Below are 15,810 nucleotides of genomic sequence, written 5' to 3' on the forward strand. Positions count from 1 at the left end.
GCGTTGAGCTAACCGGTACTAATGAACCGTGAGGCTTAACCTTACAACGCCGAAGATGTTTTGGCGGATTTGAGAGAATTTTCAGCTGTGATACAGATTAGTCGATGCGTCCGGGTGACGTGTTGATAAAACAGAATTTGCCTGGCGGCGACAGCGCGGTGGTCCCACCTGACCCCATGCCGAACTCAGAAGTGAAACGCCGTAGCGCCGATGGTAGTGTGGGGTCTCCCCATGTGAGAGTAGGGAACTGCCAGGCATCAAATTGCAGTAAGCCGGGGTGACAACCGGTGGTAATAAAGCGAAGAAATTCGGTGGAGCGGTAGTTCAGTCGGTTAGAATACCTGCCTGTCACGCAGGGGGTCGCGGGTTCGAGTCCCGTCCGTTCCGCCACTTATTAAAATTAAGCCTGCTATGTTAGCGGGCTTAATAGCGAGAAAGATTTAGGGGCGTAGCTCAGTTGGTAGAGCACCGGTCTCCAAAACCGGGTGTCGCGAGTTCGAGTCTCTCCGCCCCTGCCATATATAATCCTTTGCTTCGGCAAAGGATTTTTTTTGTTTGTCATTTCGTCCATTCCTCTGCCTTCCCCCGCTTTGGTCACTCCATCCATGGAGTCAGATCTTTATTCCAGTATGCTGCTTTTCAGGATCTCGCGAATATGCGCTTGTTTATCGCTATTTTGTAGCCAAATGGCATACAGAGGACGTGAGAGTGTCGCGCTATCGGTCACCGTATGTAGACCGCTTTTCTGCTGCGCCCAACTGACGGGTAACCAGCTACAGCCATTCAAGGTACTGAGTTGCTGATAAGCCAGTTCTGCGGAGCTCGTTGTCAACAGTGGCACATCATCGCTACCAATCAGCCCCACTTCGTTTTGCTGGAAATCCGGCCCCCATTCCAGACGCAGGTAGTTCAAATCATTCTTATTTTTCCCTGGTGCGGCACAATAGAGCGCCAGGGTGAAATTACCCAGCAACTGGCAGCTTAATTCATCCATCTTCGGTGATTCAGTTGTGATCAGGAGATCGAGCTGGCGTTCATGCAACTGTTTAACTAATGACTGACGTTGGGCGATCCGCGCCTCGAATTGCAGGTTATAGGGATCTTTGTAGAGAGTCCCCAGCCAGCCGTTCAGCAGACATTCCCACAGCGACGCGCTGGCACCGATGGAGAATTCGTTATGTCGCGAAGAGTGAGCGACCTCCTTGCGCGCGGCCTGCCAGGTGTTCATCAACGTTTCGGCGTAGGGCAGGAGCTTTTCTCCGGCGGTCGTCAGACGAATGTTATTACGATGGCGGGTGAACAGGTTCACGCCAAGTTGATTCTCCAGCTGACGAATACGAAAGCTGACCGCTGACTGCGTCAGGTAAAGTGCCTCTGCTGCCCGCCCAAAGTGACGAGTTCTGCTCACTTCCAGGAAAGTCTTGAGCAATTCCGTATCCACACCGTTCTCCACAAAATTATTTGTCGTCATGATTTAAATGTTTTGTTTGACGCTCTGTCAAGCGTAACTAATACTCCGCGCCATAAATAGCTCGGCCAAAGAATCAGGAGCGTGTAGGATGGCGGAAAGCTTTACGACGACTAATCGTTTTTTCGACAATAAAAATTATCCACGCGGGTTCTCCCGTCATGGTGATTTCACCATCAAAGAGGCGCAACTGCTGGAACGTCATGGTTATGCCTTTAATGAACTGGAACTGGGTAAACGCGAACCTGTTACCGATGATGAAAAACAATTTGTCTCGGTGTGCCGTGGTGAACGTGAGCCGGTAACGGAAGCAGAACGCGTATGGATTAAGTATATGGCACGCATCAAGCGGCCGAAGCGTTTCCATACTCTTTCCGGCGGCAAACCGCAGATGGAAGGCGCTGACGATTACACCGAAAGCGATGACTAAGAAAAGGGCGTAAGCCCTTTTTTTACGCCATCATTTTCTGCAGATGGCTAAGCATCCGATCTATTGCCCGATAGCTAAGCGCCTCCTGCAAATGGTGGCGTTCAATCTCTTCAGCCTCTGCCAGATCGGCAATGGTTCTTGCCACTTTTAACAGACGCTGCCAGGCCCGTATAGAAAGCCCCAGGTGAGTTAGCGTCTGTTCCAGCCAGACAGCATCATCCTGCCGCAAGTGGCAGCAGCTCTTCATTTCACGATTCTCAAGATGCGCATTCAGCTTATTTTGCCTGAGCATTTGACGTTCACGCGCCGCCAGCACACGCTGACGGACTGTCGCACTCGATTCTTCACCTCGTATGCCCTGGCTCAGTATCCCCGGCGGTGGCAGCGGGATCTCTAAGGAGAGATCGAAACGGTCGAGAAAAGGGCCAGACAGGCGCCCAAGGTAGCGCAATGTCTGCTCAGGCGACGCGCGATTATGTTTACCCTGATAATGCCCGGTCGGGCTTGGGTTCATTGCTGCGATAAGCTGAAAGCGCGCCGGATAGTCAATTTTGGCGCGCGATCGTGATATGTGGATCTTGCCTGACTCAATGGGCTCACGTAGCGCATCCAGCACCCGCCGCTCAAACTCCGGTAGCTCATCAAGAAATAGCACGCCATTATGGGCCAGTGAAATCTCGCCAGGGGCGGGTATTGAGCCCCCGCCCACCATCGCTGCCAGCGAGGCGCTATGGTGAGGGGCGCGGAACGGCCTCTGACGCCACCGGGTCTTTGCGGTGTGGGGGTTGACCAGACTTTGAATGGCCGTGCTCTCCAGCGCTTCCTGATTGCTTAATGGCGGCAAAAGGCCGGGGAGCCGGCTGGCAAGCATGGTTTTGCCGGTGCCTGGTGGGCCAATCAGGAGCAGATTGTGGCCACCGGCCGCCACAATCTCCAGCGCCCGTTTGCCCTGTTGCTGGCCGATAACATCTCGCAGATCTTCGCAGCGTTCATCAACGGCGGGCACTTCGGCGAGAGGCGGTGAAAGCGATGCTTGCCCCGCGAGAAACGCGCACACCTGCTGCAGATGGTCGGCGACCAGGCAATCGCTGCCGCCGATCAGACCCACCTCAGCCGCATTGTCAGAGGAGACGACAATGCGCCGGCCGGCTTTAATGGCTTCCATTGCGCTGGGGATCGCCCCAGGAACGCCACGTAAGCCGCCTGTAAGGGCGAGTTCGCCCACAAACTCATATTGATTCAATCGGGTAGTGTTGAGCTGCTCTGAGGCGACGAGAAGCGCGAGAGCGATGGGAAGGTCGTATCGTCCACCCTCTTTAGGCAGATCCGCGGGTGCCAGGTTAATGGTTATTTTCTTCGCAGGGAAAGCGTAGCCGCTGTTGATCAAGGCGCTGCGTACCCGGTCGCGGGCCTCTTTCACGGTGGTCTCCGGTAGCCCGACCATGGTCAAGCCAGGCAGACCGCTGCTGAGATGAACCTCGATAGTAATCAATGGCGCTTCGATACCGAGCGCCGCGCGTGTGTAAACGATGGCGAGCGACATAAAACCTCCTGTACAGAGACGGATTATGACGAGCCTGCCGTGAAACGGCAGCGGCAATAACACGAAGTTAGAAGCAGAAATCCATTATTTTCACGCCATCTCGTTACATTTAGCCGAAAATGGAAACGTGATCGAAAAACGTGGTGCATCCGAAACAGAGATTGGCGCTGAGCGTACAGCGTGAAAGAAAACTGAATTTTTTTCATTTCTGATTTTCTTCATATAAAACAATTATTTTTCCTGAAACTGTTAGGCTGCTCAGAAACGAAAATATAAAAAAATCTTGTGTTTTATGTGATGTCTGTGGTACCTCTTTAGGTATTCCTTCGAACAAGAAGCCAGAAAGTACAGAAAATGACAGCCCTTCTACGAGTGATTAGCCTGGTCGTGATTAGCGTGGTGGTGATTATTATCCCACCGTGCGGGGCTGCACTTGGACGAGGAAAGGCTTAAGAATCAAGCCTTAACGAACTAAGACCCCCGCACCGAAAGGTCCGGGGGTTTTTTTATAACTGAAATAACCTAAGCGAGGAGCAGATGATGACTTTTAGCATAAAATTCTGTTTCTCCCGATTTATGACGGGGAACTAACTATGAATGGCGCGCAGTGGGTGGTACATGCTTTGCGGACACAGGGAGTCGACACAGTTTTTGGCTATCCGGGTGGCGCAATTATGCCGGTTTACGATGCACTGTATGACGGCGGCGTGGAGCACCTGCTGTGTCGGCATGAGCAAGGGGCAGCCATGGCGGCCATTGGCTATGCGCGAGCGACCGGGAAAACCGGGGTGTGCATAGCGACGTCCGGCCCGGGCGCGACCAACCTGATCACTGGCCTGGCGGACGCCCTGCTTGATTCCATCCCCATTGTCGCTATCACCGGCCAGGTGGCCGCTCCCTTCATCGGCACGGATGCGTTCCAGGAAGTAGACGTTCTCGGTTTGTCACTGGCCTGTACTAAGCACAGTTTCCTCGTGCAGTCTCTGGATGAGCTGCCGCGGGTTATCGCTGAAGCTTTCCAGGTGGCAAACTCAGGCCGTCCGGGCCCGGTGCTGGTTGATATCCCTAAAGATATTCAGATGGCGCAGGGCGACCTTGATCCTCATTTCTCTACCGTCGACGATGAGATGGCGTTCCCGCAGGCGGAGGTTGCTCAGGCTCTGCAGATGCTGGCTCAGTCACAGAAACCGATGCTGTATGTTGGCGGTGGGGTGGGTATGGCGCAGGCGGTACCGGCTTTGCGTGAATTCCTGGCGGTGACCCGAATGCCGGCAACCTGCACGCTGAAAGGGTTGGGCGTGGTGGCCGCAGATTATCCGTATTATCTCGGTATGCTGGGCATGCACGGCACTAAGGCGGCCAACCTGGCGGTACAGGAGTGCGATCTGCTAATCGCTGTCGGCGCGCGCTTTGACGATCGTGTGACCGGTAAGCTCAATACCTTCGCTCCGCATGCCAAAGTGATCCACATGGACATCGATCCGGCGGAACTGAACAAGCTGCGTCAGGCGCACATCGGTCTGACCGGCGATTTGAACCGCTTGCTGCCGGCGCTGCAGCAGCCGTTAGCTATCGATGCCTGGCGCGAGCATAATGCCGCACTGCGTACCGAGCACGCCTGGCGTTACGATCATCCCGGCGAGGCGATCTACGCGCCGCTGCTGCTGAAGCAGCTTTCCGACCGTAAGCCGGCGGACAGCGTTGTGACAACCGACGTAGGCCAGCACCAGATGTGGTCGGCTCAACATATGACCTATACCCGTCCGGAAAACTTTATCACCTCCAGCGGCTTAGGCACGATGGGCTTTGGCCTGCCGGCCGCTGTTGGCGCCCAGGTGGCGCGCCCGGACGATACGGTAATCTGTATCTCCGGTGACGGTTCCTTCATGATGAACGTGCAGGAGCTGGGCACCGTCAAACGCAAGCAGTTACCGTTGAAGATCGTGTTACTCGACAACCAGCGGTTAGGGATGGTTCGACAATGGCAGCAGCTGTTTTTCCAGGAACGTTATAGCGAAACCACTCTGACTGATAATCCTGATTTCCTCACGCTGGCCAGCGCCTTCGGTATTCCTGGCCAACACATCACCCGTAAAGACCAGGTTGAAGCGGCACTCGACACCATGCTTTCGAGCCAGGGGCCATACCTGCTTCATGTCTCAATCGACGAACTTGAGAATGTCTGGCCGTTGGTGCCGCCCGGCGCCAGTAATGCAGAAATGCTGGAGAAATTATCATGAAGCAACATCAGGTCGCTTTGCAGGCGCGTTTCAATCCGGAAACCTTAGAGCGCGTGCTGCGCGTTGTCCGCCACCGTGGTTTTCAAATCTGCTCAATGAACATGGAAACCGCGCCAGATGCGCAAAATATAAATATCGAATTGACCGTTGCCAGCCCGCGGCCCGTCGAATTACTGTTTAGCCAATTAAGTAAACTGGTCGACGTTGCCTGCGTCGAGATCCAGCAACCCACATCACAACAAATCCGCGCCTGAGCGCAGAGGAATAAAAAAAATGACGACGAAGAAAGCTGATTACATTTGGTTCAATGGCGAGATGACCCCATGGGGCGAGGCGAAAGTGCACGTCATGTCCCATGCGTTGCACTACGGTACTTCGGTATTCGAAGGCATCCGCTGCTACGACTCGCACAAAGGCCCGGTGGTGTTCCGTCATCGCGAACATATGCAGCGTCTGCATGACTCAGCCAAAATTTATCGTTTCCCGGTCTCGCAGAGTGTTGATGAGCTGATGGAAGCCTGCCGCGAAGTTATCCGTACCAATAAACTGACCAGCGCTTATATTCGTCCGCTGGTGTTTGTTGGCGATGTTGGCATGGGCGTTAACCCGCCGGACGGTTACAAAACCGACGTTATCATCGCGGCGTTCCCGTGGGGAGCCTACCTCGGCGCAGAAGCGCTGGAGCAGGGGATCGATGCGATGGTTTCTTCCTGGAACCGCGCGGCGCCGAACACCATCCCAACCGCGGCGAAAGCGGGCGGCAACTATCTCTCCTCTCTGCTGGTCGGCAGTGAAGCGCGTCGTCACGGTTATCAGGAAGGTATCGCGCTGGATGTTAACGGCTATATCTCTGAAGGTGCAGGCGAAAACCTGTTTGAGGTAAAAGATGGCGTGCTGTTTACTCCGCCGTTCACCTCTTCCGCGCTGCCGGGCATTACCCGCGACGCGATCATCAAACTGGCGAAAGATCTTGGCATCGAAGTGCGCGAGCAGGTGCTGTCCCGTGAATCGCTGTACCTCGCGGATGAAGTGTTCATGTCCGGCACCGCGGCGGAAATCACCCCGGTACGCAGCGTTGACGGCATCCAGGTCGGCGCAGGTCGCCGCGGGCCGGTGACCAAACGCATTCAGGAAGCCTTCTTTGGCCTCTTCACCGGTGAAACAGAAGATAAATGGGGCTGGTTGGATCCGGTAAGTAAGTAATTAAAAATGGGACGGCACGCACCGTCCCATTTAATAAACAGAGATGGGAGTAAAAAGAGCATGCCTAAGTACCGTTCCGCCACCACCACACATGGCCGCAACATGGCGGGCGCCCGCGCGTTGTGGCGCGCAACCGGAATGACCGATGCCGATTTCGGCAAACCGATTATCGCCGTCGTCAACTCCTTTACCCAGTTTGTCCCCGGGCACGTGCACCTGCGCGATCTCGGTAAACTGGTTGCCGAGCAGATTGAAGCGGCAGGCGGTGTCGCCAAAGAATTTAACACCATCGCGGTGGATGATGGGATCGCCATGGGCCACGGGGGTATGCTCTATTCACTGCCATCCCGCGAGCTGATCGCTGACTCGGTCGAGTACATGGTTAACGCCCACTGCGCCGATGCCATGGTCTGTATCTCCAACTGCGACAAAATCACTCCGGGGATGCTGATGGCCTCTCTGCGCCTGAACATTCCGGTGATCTTTGTTTCCGGTGGCCCAATGGAAGCCGGGAAGACCAAGCTGTCAGATAAAATCATCAAGCTCGACCTGGTGGATGCGATGATCCAGGGGGCGGATCCGAAAGTGTCCGACGAACAGAGTAACCAGGTGGAACGTTCCGCTTGTCCGACCTGTGGTTCCTGTTCCGGGATGTTCACCGCGAACTCCATGAACTGCCTGACCGAAGCGCTGGGCCTGTCACAGCCGGGTAACGGCTCGCTGCTGGCGACCCACGCCGATCGTAAGGAGCTGTTCCTGAACGCCGGTAAACGTATCGTGGAGCTGACCAAACGCTACTACGAGCAGGATGACGCTTCCGCCCTGCCGCGCAATATCGCCAGCAAGGCGGCATTTGAAAACGCCATGACCCTCGATATCGCGATGGGCGGTTCAACCAACACCGTTCTGCACCTGCTGGCGGCGGCGCAGGAAGCTGAAATCGACTTCACCATGAGCGATATCGATAAGCTCTCCCGCAAGGTTCCGCAGTTGTGTAAAGTGGCGCCGAGTACACAGAAATACCACATGGAAGACGTGCACCGCGCCGGTGGCGTGCTGGGCATTCTGGGCGAACTGGACCGCGCCGGTTTACTCAACCGCGATGTCAAAAACGTCCTTGGCCTGACGCTGCCGCAGACCCTGGAACAGTACGATGTGATGCTGACCCAGGACGACGCGGTGAAAAAAATGTTCCGCGCCGGCCCGGCGGGGATCCGTACCACCCAGGCGTTCTCGCAGGATTGCCGCTGGGATACGCTGGATGACGATCGCGCCGAGGGATGTATCCGTTCTCTGGAACATGCCTACAGTAAAGACGGCGGACTGGCAGTGCTGTACGGTAACTTTGCCGAAAACGGCTGTATCGTGAAAACCGCTGGCGTGGACGATAGCATCCTGAAATTTACCGGCCCGGCGAAAGTTTATGAAAGCCAGGACGAAGCGGTTGATGCCATCCTCGGCGGTAAAGTGGTGGCAGGCGACGTCGTGGTTATCCGCTATGAAGGGCCGAAAGGCGGGCCGGGGATGCAGGAGATGCTCTATCCGACCACCTTCCTGAAGTCTATGGGGCTTGGTAAAGCGTGTGCGCTGATCACCGATGGTCGTTTCTCCGGCGGCACCTCCGGGCTTTCCATTGGCCACGTATCGCCGGAAGCGGCGAGCGGCGGCAACATTGCGATCATCGAAGATGGCGACATGATTGCTATCGATATCCCGAACCGCGGTATCCAGCTGCAGCTGAGCGATGCAGAAATCGCCGCCCGTCGCGAAGCGCAGGAAGCGCGTGGCGATAAGGCGTGGACGCCGAAAGACCGCGAGCGCCAGGTCTCCTTTGCGCTGCGCGCTTATGCCAGCCTCGCGACCAGCGCCGACAAAGGCGCGGTGCGCGATAAATCAAAACTGGGTGGCTAATTATGGCGGACTCACAACCCCTGTCCGGTGCCCCTGAGGGCGCCGAATACCTGAGAGCAGTGCTGCGCGCGCCGGTTTATGAAGCGGTGCAGAAAACGCCGCTGCAAAAAATGGACAAGCTCTCTTCGCGACTGGATAACGTTATTCTGGTCAAACGCGAAGATCGCCAGCCGGTACACAGCTTTAAGCTGCGGGGCGCCTACGCGATGATGTCCAGCCTGACGGCGGAACAGAAATCGAATGGGGTGATCACGGCATCGGCAGGCAACCATGCGCAGGGAGTGGCATTCTCAGCCTCCCGGCTTGGGGTTAAGGCGCTGATCGTGATGCCGGTGGCAACCGCGGATATCAAAGTCGATGCCGTTCGCGGCTTTGGCGGCGAAGTGCTGCTGCATGGCGCCAACTTTGACGAAGCGAAGGCGAGAGCGATTGAGCTGGCGCAGCAGCAGGGCTTTACCTGGGTGCCGCCGTTCGATCACCCGATGGTGATCGCCGGTCAGGGAACCTTGGCGCTGGAGCTGCTGCAGCAGGATGCTCACATCGATCGTGTGTTCGTTCCGGTGGGCGGCGGCGGTCTGGCGGCGGGCGTGGCGGTGCTGATCAAGCAGCTGATGCCGCAGATTAAAGTGATAGCGGTAGAAGCGGAAGACTCGGCATGTCTGAAAGCGGCGCTGGATGCCGGTCATCCGGTGGATCTGCCGCGCGTCGGTTTGTTTGCTGAAGGCGTGGCGGTCAAACGCATCGGCGATGAAACCTTCCGTTTGTGCCAGGAGTATCTGGACGACATCATCACCGTCGACAGCGACGCTATTTGCGCGGCGATGAAAGATCTGTTCGAAGATGTGCGGGCGGTGGCGGAGCCTTCCGGCGCGCTGGCGCTGGCGGGGATGAAGAAATATGTCGCCCAGCACAATATTCGCGGCGAGCGACTGGCTCATATCCTGTCCGGTGCCAACGTTAACTTCCACGGCCTGCGCTACGTGTCTGAGCGCTGCGAGCTCGGGGAACAACGCGAAGCGCTGCTGGCGGTGACGATCCCGGAAGAGAAGGGCAGCTTTCTGAAGTTTTGCCAGCTGCTGGGCGGGCGCTCGGTGACGGAGTTCAACTACCGCTTTGCCGATGCCAAAGACGCCTGCATTTTTGTCGGGGTGCGCCTGAGTCGCGGGCTGGAGGAGCGGAAAGAGATCCTCCAGTTACTGAACGACGGCGGCTACAGCGTCGTTGACCTTTCCGATGACGAAATGGCCAAGCTCCATGTGCGCTATATGGTCGGCGGCCGGCCGTCAAAAGCGCTGCAGGAACGTCTGTTCAGCTTCGAGTTCCCTGAATCGCCGGGGGCGCTGCTGAAGTTCCTGCACACTCTTGGCACCCACTGGAATATTTCGCTGTTCCACTACCGTAGCCACGGCACCGACTATGGTCGGGTGTTAGCGGCCTTCGAGCTGGGCGAGCACGAGCCGGACTTTGAAACCCGTCTTAACGAGCTGGGCTATGAGTGCCACGACGAAACCCATAACCCGGCATTCCGCTTTTTTCTCGCGGGCTAGTGGTTAGGCAGGATTTTCCAGAAAGCATCAATAAGCGGCTCATGCAGCCGCTTTTTTTGTGCGCAAACGCCCAGCTCAAACGGGGTTTGCTCATCGCTGCGCTCCAGAATCATCACCCGGTTGCGTACTGGTTCCGGGCTGTTTTCCAGTACCACCTCCGGTAGCAGCGCCACGCCGCAGCCGAGGGCGACCATCGACACCATCGCTTCGTGGCCCCCGACGGTGGCGTAGATCGACGGGTTGCTGATTTTATGCCGTCGAAACCACAGCTCGATGCGCCGACGTACCGGCCCCTGGTCAGCCATGATAAACGGCACTGTCGACCAGTCCGGACGCTCAACGGTCACCTGGTTACGCACCGGGCAGGGAAGGGCCGGGGCAATTAACACCACGGCGAGGTTCTCCAGCATCGAAAACGCCACCGATCCCGGCAGGGTCTCTGGTTTACCGGCAATCGCCAGGTCGGCTTCGCCGGTGACGACCTTCTCCATGGCATCAGCGGCGTCGCCGGTCGAGAGCTTGATCTCCACCGAAGGATGCGCAGCGCGAAAGCGATCGAGGATCGGCGGCAGATGGCTATAAGCGGCGGTGACAGAGCAGAAGATATGCAGCTCACCGGAGAGCGAAGGTCCCTGCTGATCGATGGCGTGGCGAAGCTGCTGATACTGCAGTAAGGTCTGCTGGGCAAAGGTGCGTAGCTCTTCCCCGGCTTCGGTGAGCGTCACCGTGCGATTATCACGCACGAACAGCGGCTGGCCGAGGTCCTCTTCCAGGCGTTGGATCTGCCGCGAAAGGGTCGAAGGACTGACGTGCATGGCCCGCGCGCTGCGGCCAAAATGGCGGCTTTCCGCCAGATGCAGAAAGGTTTTCAGATCGCGTAAATCCACGGCGCATACTCCCCGATTTTGTGTTTCATAAATTGCAACGTGACGTTGTGAATATATCAATTTCCGCAATAAAATTCCTGTCATATAGTAAGTTCATTCTCGCAAAAGCGAACCGAACAATAAGCACGACAACACAACATCACGAGGTATCACCATGGCTAACTACTTCAACACACTGAATCTGCGCCAGCAGCTGGCACAGCTGGGCAAATGCCGCTTTATGGGGCGCGATGAATTTGCCGATGGCGCAAGCTATCTTCAGGGTAAAAAAGTAGTCATCGTCGGCTGTGGCGCGCAGGGCCTGAACCAGGGTCTGAACATGCGTGATTCCGGCCTGGATATCTCCTATGCGTTGCGTAAAGAAGCGATTGCCGAGAAGCGCGCTTCCTGGCGTAAAGCGACCGAAAACGGCTTCAAAGTCGGTACCTATGAAGAGCTGATCCCGCAGGCCGACCTGGTGGTTAACCTGACGCCGGACAAACAGCACTCTGACGTTGTGCGTTCCGTACAGCCGCTGATGAAAGACGGCGCGGCGCTGGGTTACTCCCACGGCTTCAACATCGTTGAAGTGGGCGAGCAGATCCGCAAAGACATCACCGTGGTGATGGTGGCGCCGAAGTGCCCGGGTACCGAAGTTCGTGAAGAGTACAAACGCGGTTTCGGCGTGCCGACGCTTATCGCCGTACACCCGGAAAACGATCCGAAAGGCGAAGGCATGGCCATTGCCAAAGCCTGGGCAGCGGCGACCGGCGGCCATCGCGCGGGTGTTCTGGAATCCTCCTTCGTGGCGGAAGTGAAATCTGACCTGATGGGTGAGCAGACCATCCTCTGCGGCATGCTGCAGGCGGGTTCGCTGCTGTGCTTCGACAAGCTGGTGGCGGAAGGTACCGACCCGGCGTATGCGGAAAAACTGATTCAGTTCGGCTGGGAAACCATCACCGAAGCGCTGAAACAAGGCGGCATCACGCTGATGATGGATCGCCTGTCTAATCCGGCGAAACTGCGCGCTTATGCGCTGTCCGAACAGCTGAAAGAGATCATGGCGCCGCTGTTCCAGAAACACATGGATGACATCATCTCCGGCGAATTCTCCTCCGGTATGATGGCGGACTGGGCGAACGATGATAAGAAACTGCTGACCTGGCGTGAAGAGACCGGCAAAACCGCCTTCGAAACCGCCCCGCAGTATGAAGGCAAAATCGGCGAGCAGGAGTACTTCGATAAAGGCGTTCTGATGATCGCGATGGTGAAAGCGGGCGTTGAGCTGGCGTTCGAAACCATGGTTGATTCCGGCATCATCGAAGAGTCCGCTTACTATGAATCACTGCACGAGCTGCCGCTGATCGCGAACACTATCGCCCGTAAGCGTTTGTATGAAATGAACGTGGTTATCTCTGATACCGCAGAGTACGGTAACTACCTGTTCTCTTACGCTTGCGTACCGCTGCTGAAAGAGTTTATGACTACCCTGCAGACCGGCGACCTGGGCAAAGCGATTGCTGAAGGCGCGGTAGATAACGCTCAGCTGCGTGACGTGAACGAAGCGATTCGCAGCCACGCTATCGAGCAGGTGGGTAAGAAACTGCGCGGTTATATGACCGATATGAAACGTATCGCGGTAGCCGGCTGATTCCTCGTCGTCTTTCGACTTGCCGATGCGTTGGCTACGGTACGTACACCCCAGTCACATAGGAATCTATGTTCCTGGGGATGTACTTCCTTGCCGCCTTCCGGCCAGCCGAAATCCATAGAGGAATGGATTTGTTTAGTCGGCCTGATAAGCGAAGCGCCATCAGGCAAAAACCCGGAGATTAAGATCCCCGGGTTTTTTATTATTTCCGGTATAGCACTTTGATGATGTGGTAGCCGAACTGGGTATGCAGCGGGCCGGTTGGCTCCAGTTCCGGGCAGGAGAAGACCACTTTATCGAAGGCCGGTACCATCTGGCCCTGGCGGAACTCACCCAGATCGCCGCCGCGTTTGCCTGACGGGCAAATGGAGTGTTTCTTTGCCAGCTTGCCGAAGTCGGCGCCGTTTTTGAGCTGCTCGAGCAGATCGAGCGCCAGTTTCTCTTCTTTTACCAGGATGTGCAGTGCTGCCGCGGTTTTAGCCATGATTGCGCCTTGAGTGAGTTGGGATAAATCAGGGCGCCATAGTAGCACGCGCTAGCGGCGATACAGCACCTTGATGATATGGTAGCCGAATTTGGTTTTCACCGGGCCATAGGGTTTAAGCAGCGGACAGCTGAAGACGGCTTGATCAAACGGGCCGACCATCGTCCCCTGCGGGAATTCGCCTAAATCACCGCCATGACGTCCGGACGGACACTTTGAGTAGCGCTTCGCCAGATGATCGAAGCTGATGCCCCGTTCCAGTTTGGCGAGGATCTCGTGCGCCAGTTTCTCTTCTTTAACCAGAATATGCAGGGCCGCTGCGCTTTTTGCCATTACCAGATCCTCAGGATGAATTGCGTGGCTGACACTTTACCATCAGCCGGTAAATCTCGGCCTCGCTTTCTGCTACAATCCACACCCCGTTCGAAGATTGAGCAATATTCCCATGCGTTTAAACCCTGGCCAACAACAAGCCGTCGAATTCGTTACCGGACCGTGCCTGGTGCTGGCGGGCGCCGGTTCCGGTAAGACCCGCGTTATTACGAATAAAATCGCCCACCTGATCCGCGGCTGCGGTTATCAGGCGCGCCATATCGCGGCCGTCACCTTCACCAACAAGGCCGCGCGCGAAATGAAAGAGCGCGTCGGGCAAACGCTGGGGCGCAAAGAGGCGCGCGGGCTGATGATCTCCACCTTCCACACCCTGGGCCTGGATATCATCAAACGTGAATACGCCGCGCTGGGAATGAAATCTAACTTTTCCTTGTTCGATGATACTGACCAGGTCGCGCTGCTGAAAGAGCTCACCGAAGGGTTGATCGAAGATGACAAAGTGGTGTTGCAGCAGTTGATCTCGACGATCTCCAACTGGAAAAACGATCTGAAAACCCCGGCGCAGGCGGCGGCTGGCGCGAAAGGCGAACGGGACCGCATCTTCGCGCACTGCTATGGGCTGTACGATGCCCATATGAAGGCCTGCAACGTCCTCGATTTTGACGATCTGATCCTGTTGCCGACGCTGCTGCTGCAGCGTAATGAAGAGGTGCGCGAACGCTGGCAGAACAAGATCCGTTACCTGCTGGTGGATGAGTATCAGGATACCAACACCAGCCAGTATGAACTGGTGAAGCTACTGGTGGGACAGCGCGCGCGTTTTACCGTGGTGGGTGACGATGACCAGTCGATCTACTCGTGGCGCGGCGCGCGACCGCAGAACCTGGTGCTGCTCAGCCAGGATTTCCCGGCGCTGCAGGTGATCAAGCTTGAACAGAACTACCGCTCCTCCGGGCGTATTCTGAAAGCCGCTAACATTTTGATCGCTAATAATCCGCACGTCTTTGAAAAGCGGCTGTTTTCAGAACTTGGCTACGGTACTGAGCTGAAAGTACTCTCCGCCAACAATGAAGATCATGAAGCAGAGCGCGTGGCCGGGGAACTGATCGCCCACCACTTTATTAATAAAACTAACTACAAAGACTACGCGATCCTTTACCGCGGCAACCACCAGTCGCGGGTCTTTGAAAAGATGCTGATGCAGAACCGCATTCCATACAAAATCTCCGGCGGCACCTCGTTCTTCTCACGTCCGGAAATTAAAGACCTGCTGGCCTATCTGCGCGTACTGACCAATCCGGATGACGACAGCGCCTTCCTGCGCATCGTTAATACGCCGAAGCGCGAGATTGGTCCGGCGACATTGCAAAAGCTGGGTGAGTGGGCGATGAGCCGCAATAAAGGCTTATTCACCGCCAGCTTTGACATGGGGTTAAGCCAGACGCTGACCGGGCGCGGCTACGAATCCCTCACGCGCTTTACCCACTGGCTGCGGGAAATTCAGCAGCTGACCGAACGCGAGCCCGTTGCCGCCGTGCGCGATTTGATTCGCGGGATCGACTACGAATCCTGGCTGTATGAAACCTCGCCCAGCCCGAAAGCCGCGGAAATGCGAATGAAAAACGTCAACCAGCTGTTTACCTGGATGACCGAGATGCTGGAAGGCAGCGAAATCGATGAGCCGATGACCCTAACGCAGGTGGTCACCCGCTTTACCCTGCGCGACATGATGGAGCGCGGCGAATCGGATGAAGAGCTCGATCAGGTGCAGCTGATGACCCTCCATGCCTCAAAAGGGCTGGAGTTCCCGTATGTTTACCTGGTGGGAATGGAAGAGGGATTGCTGCCGCACCAGAGCAGCATCGATGAAGATAACGTCGATGAAGAGCGCCGGTTAGCCTACGTCGGCATCACCCGTGCGCAAAAAGAGCTGACCTTTACGTTGTGCAAGGAACGCCGGCAGTATGGTGAGCTGGTGCGCCCGGAGCCAAGCCGTTTCCTGCTCGAGCTCCCGCAGGACGATCTGATATGGGAGCAGGAGCGAAAAGTCATCTCTGCGGAAGAACGTATGCATAAAGGCCAGGCCAACGTCGCGAATATTAAAGCGATGCTGGCGAAGGCGAAAAAAGGCTAA

Annotated in this window: 15 protein-coding genes, 2 tRNA genes and 1 rRNA gene; 13 read left to right on the forward strand and 5 right to left on the reverse strand. The window is 56.2% G+C overall.

Annotated features, from left to right (window positions below; genetic code table 11):
• Nucleotides 1-140 precede the first annotated feature (140 nt).
• From rrf to CWM61_RS26000, 3 genes are all read left to right on the forward strand, one after another.
• A 5S ribosomal RNA gene (rrf, locus tag CWM61_RS25990) occupies nt 141-256 on the forward strand.
• 57 nt (nt 257-313) lie between these two features.
• Nucleotides 314-390 (forward strand) — tRNA-Asp (locus tag CWM61_RS25995).
• A gap of 52 nt (nt 391-442) precedes the next feature.
• Nucleotides 443-518: transfer RNA gene (locus tag CWM61_RS26000), tRNA-Trp, on the forward strand.
• 101 nt (nt 519-619) lie between these two features.
• Here CWM61_RS26000 and hdfR read toward each other — a convergent pair.
• Nucleotides 620-1,441 (reverse strand): HTH-type transcriptional regulator HdfR, encoded by an 822-nt coding sequence (gene hdfR, locus CWM61_RS26005; protein ID WP_074387424.1) that lies wholly within the window; start codon nt 1,439-1,441, stop codon nt 620-622.
• Nucleotides 1,442-1,559: 118 nt separating this feature from the next.
• On the opposite strand from hdfR, the gene CWM61_RS26010 reads away from it, so the two are divergent.
• Nucleotides 1,560-1,898, forward strand: coding sequence for a DUF413 domain-containing protein (locus CWM61_RS26010; protein ID WP_004886877.1), 339 nt, complete (start codon nt 1,560-1,562; stop codon nt 1,896-1,898).
• A 22-nt stretch (nt 1,899-1,920) separates the two neighbouring features.
• Here CWM61_RS26010 and CWM61_RS26015 read toward each other — a convergent pair whose 3' ends face one another.
• The gene (locus CWM61_RS26015) at nt 1,921-3,441 is read right to left on the reverse strand and encodes a YifB family Mg chelatase-like AAA ATPase (RefSeq protein WP_100632169.1); all 1,521 of its coding nucleotides are present in this window, start codon (nt 3,439-3,441) and stop codon (nt 1,921-1,923) included.
• Nucleotides 3,442-3,795: 354 nt separating this feature from the next.
• Between CWM61_RS26015 and ilvL the strand changes: the two genes are divergently transcribed.
• From ilvL to ilvA, 7 genes are all read left to right on the forward strand, one after another.
• Nucleotides 3,796-3,894 carry an ilv operon leader peptide gene (gene ilvL, locus CWM61_RS26020; RefSeq protein ID WP_001311244.1) on the forward strand — a complete coding sequence of 33 codons (99 nt, stop codon included), beginning with the start codon at nt 3,796-3,798 and terminating at the stop codon, nt 3,892-3,894.
• 87 nt (nt 3,895-3,981) lie between these two features.
• Nucleotides 3,982-4,032: a peptide IlvX gene (gene ilvX, locus CWM61_RS30250; protein ID WP_175426296.1), complete on the forward strand. Its 51-nt coding sequence runs from the start codon at nt 3,982-3,984 to the stop codon at nt 4,030-4,032.
• Nucleotides 4,033-4,034: 2 nt separating this feature from the next.
• Nucleotides 4,035-5,681: an acetolactate synthase 2 catalytic subunit gene (ilvG, locus tag CWM61_RS26025; RefSeq protein ID WP_100632170.1), complete on the forward strand. Its 1,647-nt coding sequence runs from the start codon at nt 4,035-4,037 to the stop codon at nt 5,679-5,681.
• On the forward strand, nt 5,678-5,935 hold the full coding sequence (ilvM, locus tag CWM61_RS26030; protein WP_032736936.1) for an acetolactate synthase 2 small subunit: 258 nt from the start codon (nt 5,678-5,680) through the stop codon (nt 5,933-5,935). Before ilvG ends, ilvM begins: the two co-directional genes overlap by 4 nt.
• A 19-nt stretch (nt 5,936-5,954) precedes the next feature.
• Complete coding sequence (locus CWM61_RS26035) at nt 5,955-6,884, forward strand: branched-chain amino acid transaminase (protein ID WP_008807980.1); 930 nt, start codon at nt 5,955-5,957, stop codon at nt 6,882-6,884.
• A gap of 60 nt (nt 6,885-6,944) precedes the next feature.
• On the forward strand, nt 6,945-8,795 hold the full coding sequence (gene ilvD, locus CWM61_RS26040) for a dihydroxy-acid dehydratase (protein WP_061156216.1): 1,851 nt from the start codon (nt 6,945-6,947) through the stop codon (nt 8,793-8,795).
• A 2-nt stretch (nt 8,796-8,797) separates the two neighbouring features.
• Nucleotides 8,798-10,342, forward strand: coding sequence for a threonine ammonia-lyase, biosynthetic (gene ilvA, locus CWM61_RS26045; RefSeq protein ID WP_061156215.1), 1,545 nt, complete (start codon nt 8,798-8,800; stop codon nt 10,340-10,342).
• On the opposite strand, the gene ilvY is transcribed toward ilvA, so the two are convergent.
• On the reverse strand, nt 10,339-11,229 hold the full coding sequence (gene ilvY / locus CWM61_RS26050) for an HTH-type transcriptional activator IlvY (protein ID WP_012543253.1): 891 nt from the start codon (nt 11,227-11,229) through the stop codon (nt 10,339-10,341). The genes ilvA and ilvY overlap by 4 nt on opposite strands.
• Before the next feature lie 154 nt (nt 11,230-11,383).
• On the opposite strand from ilvY, the gene ilvC reads away from it, so the two are divergent.
• Nucleotides 11,384-12,859: a ketol-acid reductoisomerase gene (ilvC, locus tag CWM61_RS26055; RefSeq protein ID WP_008807976.1), complete on the forward strand. Its 1,476-nt coding sequence runs from the start codon at nt 11,384-11,386 to the stop codon at nt 12,857-12,859.
• A 202-nt stretch (nt 12,860-13,061) separates the two neighbouring features.
• On the opposite strand, the gene ppiC (CWM61_RS26060) is transcribed toward ilvC, so the two are convergent.
• Both ppiC (CWM61_RS26060) and ppiC (CWM61_RS26065) read right to left on the reverse strand, forming a co-directional pair.
• Complete coding sequence (ppiC, locus tag CWM61_RS26060; protein WP_002883180.1) at nt 13,062-13,343, reverse strand: peptidylprolyl isomerase PpiC; 282 nt, start codon at nt 13,341-13,343, stop codon at nt 13,062-13,064.
• Between the two features lie 51 nt (nt 13,344-13,394).
• Nucleotides 13,395-13,676, reverse strand: coding sequence for a peptidylprolyl isomerase PpiC (gene ppiC / locus CWM61_RS26065; protein ID WP_008807974.1), 282 nt, complete (start codon nt 13,674-13,676; stop codon nt 13,395-13,397).
• Nucleotides 13,677-13,788: 112 nt separating this feature from the next.
• Here ppiC (CWM61_RS26065) and rep point away from each other — a divergent pair, with 112 nt between their 5' ends.
• Nucleotides 13,789-15,810, forward strand: a complete 2,022-nt coding sequence (gene rep / locus CWM61_RS26070; RefSeq protein ID WP_012543251.1) for a DNA helicase Rep — start codon at nt 13,789-13,791, stop codon at nt 15,808-15,810.

The sequence above is a fragment of the Klebsiella sp. K-Nf6 genome (genome assembly GCF_002806655.1).
GTDB classification, from domain to species: domain Bacteria; phylum Pseudomonadota; class Gammaproteobacteria; order Enterobacterales; family Enterobacteriaceae; genus Klebsiella; species Klebsiella variicola.

Bases quoted from the DNA above. Each gene is read 5' to 3' on its own strand.
- CWM61_RS26035 (WP_008807980.1), top strand. From the start codon at position 5,955: ATGACGACGAAGAAAGCTGATTACATTTGGTTCAATGGCGAGATGACC.
- CWM61_RS26015 (WP_100632169.1), bottom strand. From the start codon at position 3,441: ATGTCGCTCGCCATCGTTTACACACGCGCGGCGCTCGGTATCGAAGCG.
- ilvC (WP_008807976.1), top strand. From the start codon at position 11,384: ATGGCTAACTACTTCAACACACTGAATCTGCGCCAGCAGCTGGCACAG.
- ilvM (WP_032736936.1), top strand. From the start codon at position 5,678: ATGAAGCAACATCAGGTCGCTTTGCAGGCGCGTTTCAATCCGGAAACC.
- rep (WP_012543251.1), top strand. From the start codon at position 13,789: ATGCGTTTAAACCCTGGCCAACAACAAGCCGTCGAATTCGTTACCGGA.
- CWM61_RS26010 (WP_004886877.1), top strand. From the start codon at position 1,560: ATGGCGGAAAGCTTTACGACGACTAATCGTTTTTTCGACAATAAAAAT.
- ilvG (WP_100632170.1), top strand. From the start codon at position 4,035: ATGAATGGCGCGCAGTGGGTGGTACATGCTTTGCGGACACAGGGAGTC.
- ilvA (WP_061156215.1), top strand. From the start codon at position 8,798: ATGGCGGACTCACAACCCCTGTCCGGTGCCCCTGAGGGCGCCGAATAC.
- ilvL (WP_001311244.1), top strand. From the start codon at position 3,796: ATGACAGCCCTTCTACGAGTGATTAGCCTGGTCGTGATTAGCGTGGTG.
- ppiC (WP_008807974.1), bottom strand. From the start codon at position 13,676: ATGGCAAAAAGCGCAGCGGCCCTGCATATTCTGGTTAAAGAAGAGAAA.
- ilvD (WP_061156216.1), top strand. From the start codon at position 6,945: ATGCCTAAGTACCGTTCCGCCACCACCACACATGGCCGCAACATGGCG.
- ppiC (WP_002883180.1), bottom strand. From the start codon at position 13,343: ATGGCTAAAACCGCGGCAGCACTGCACATCCTGGTAAAAGAAGAGAAA.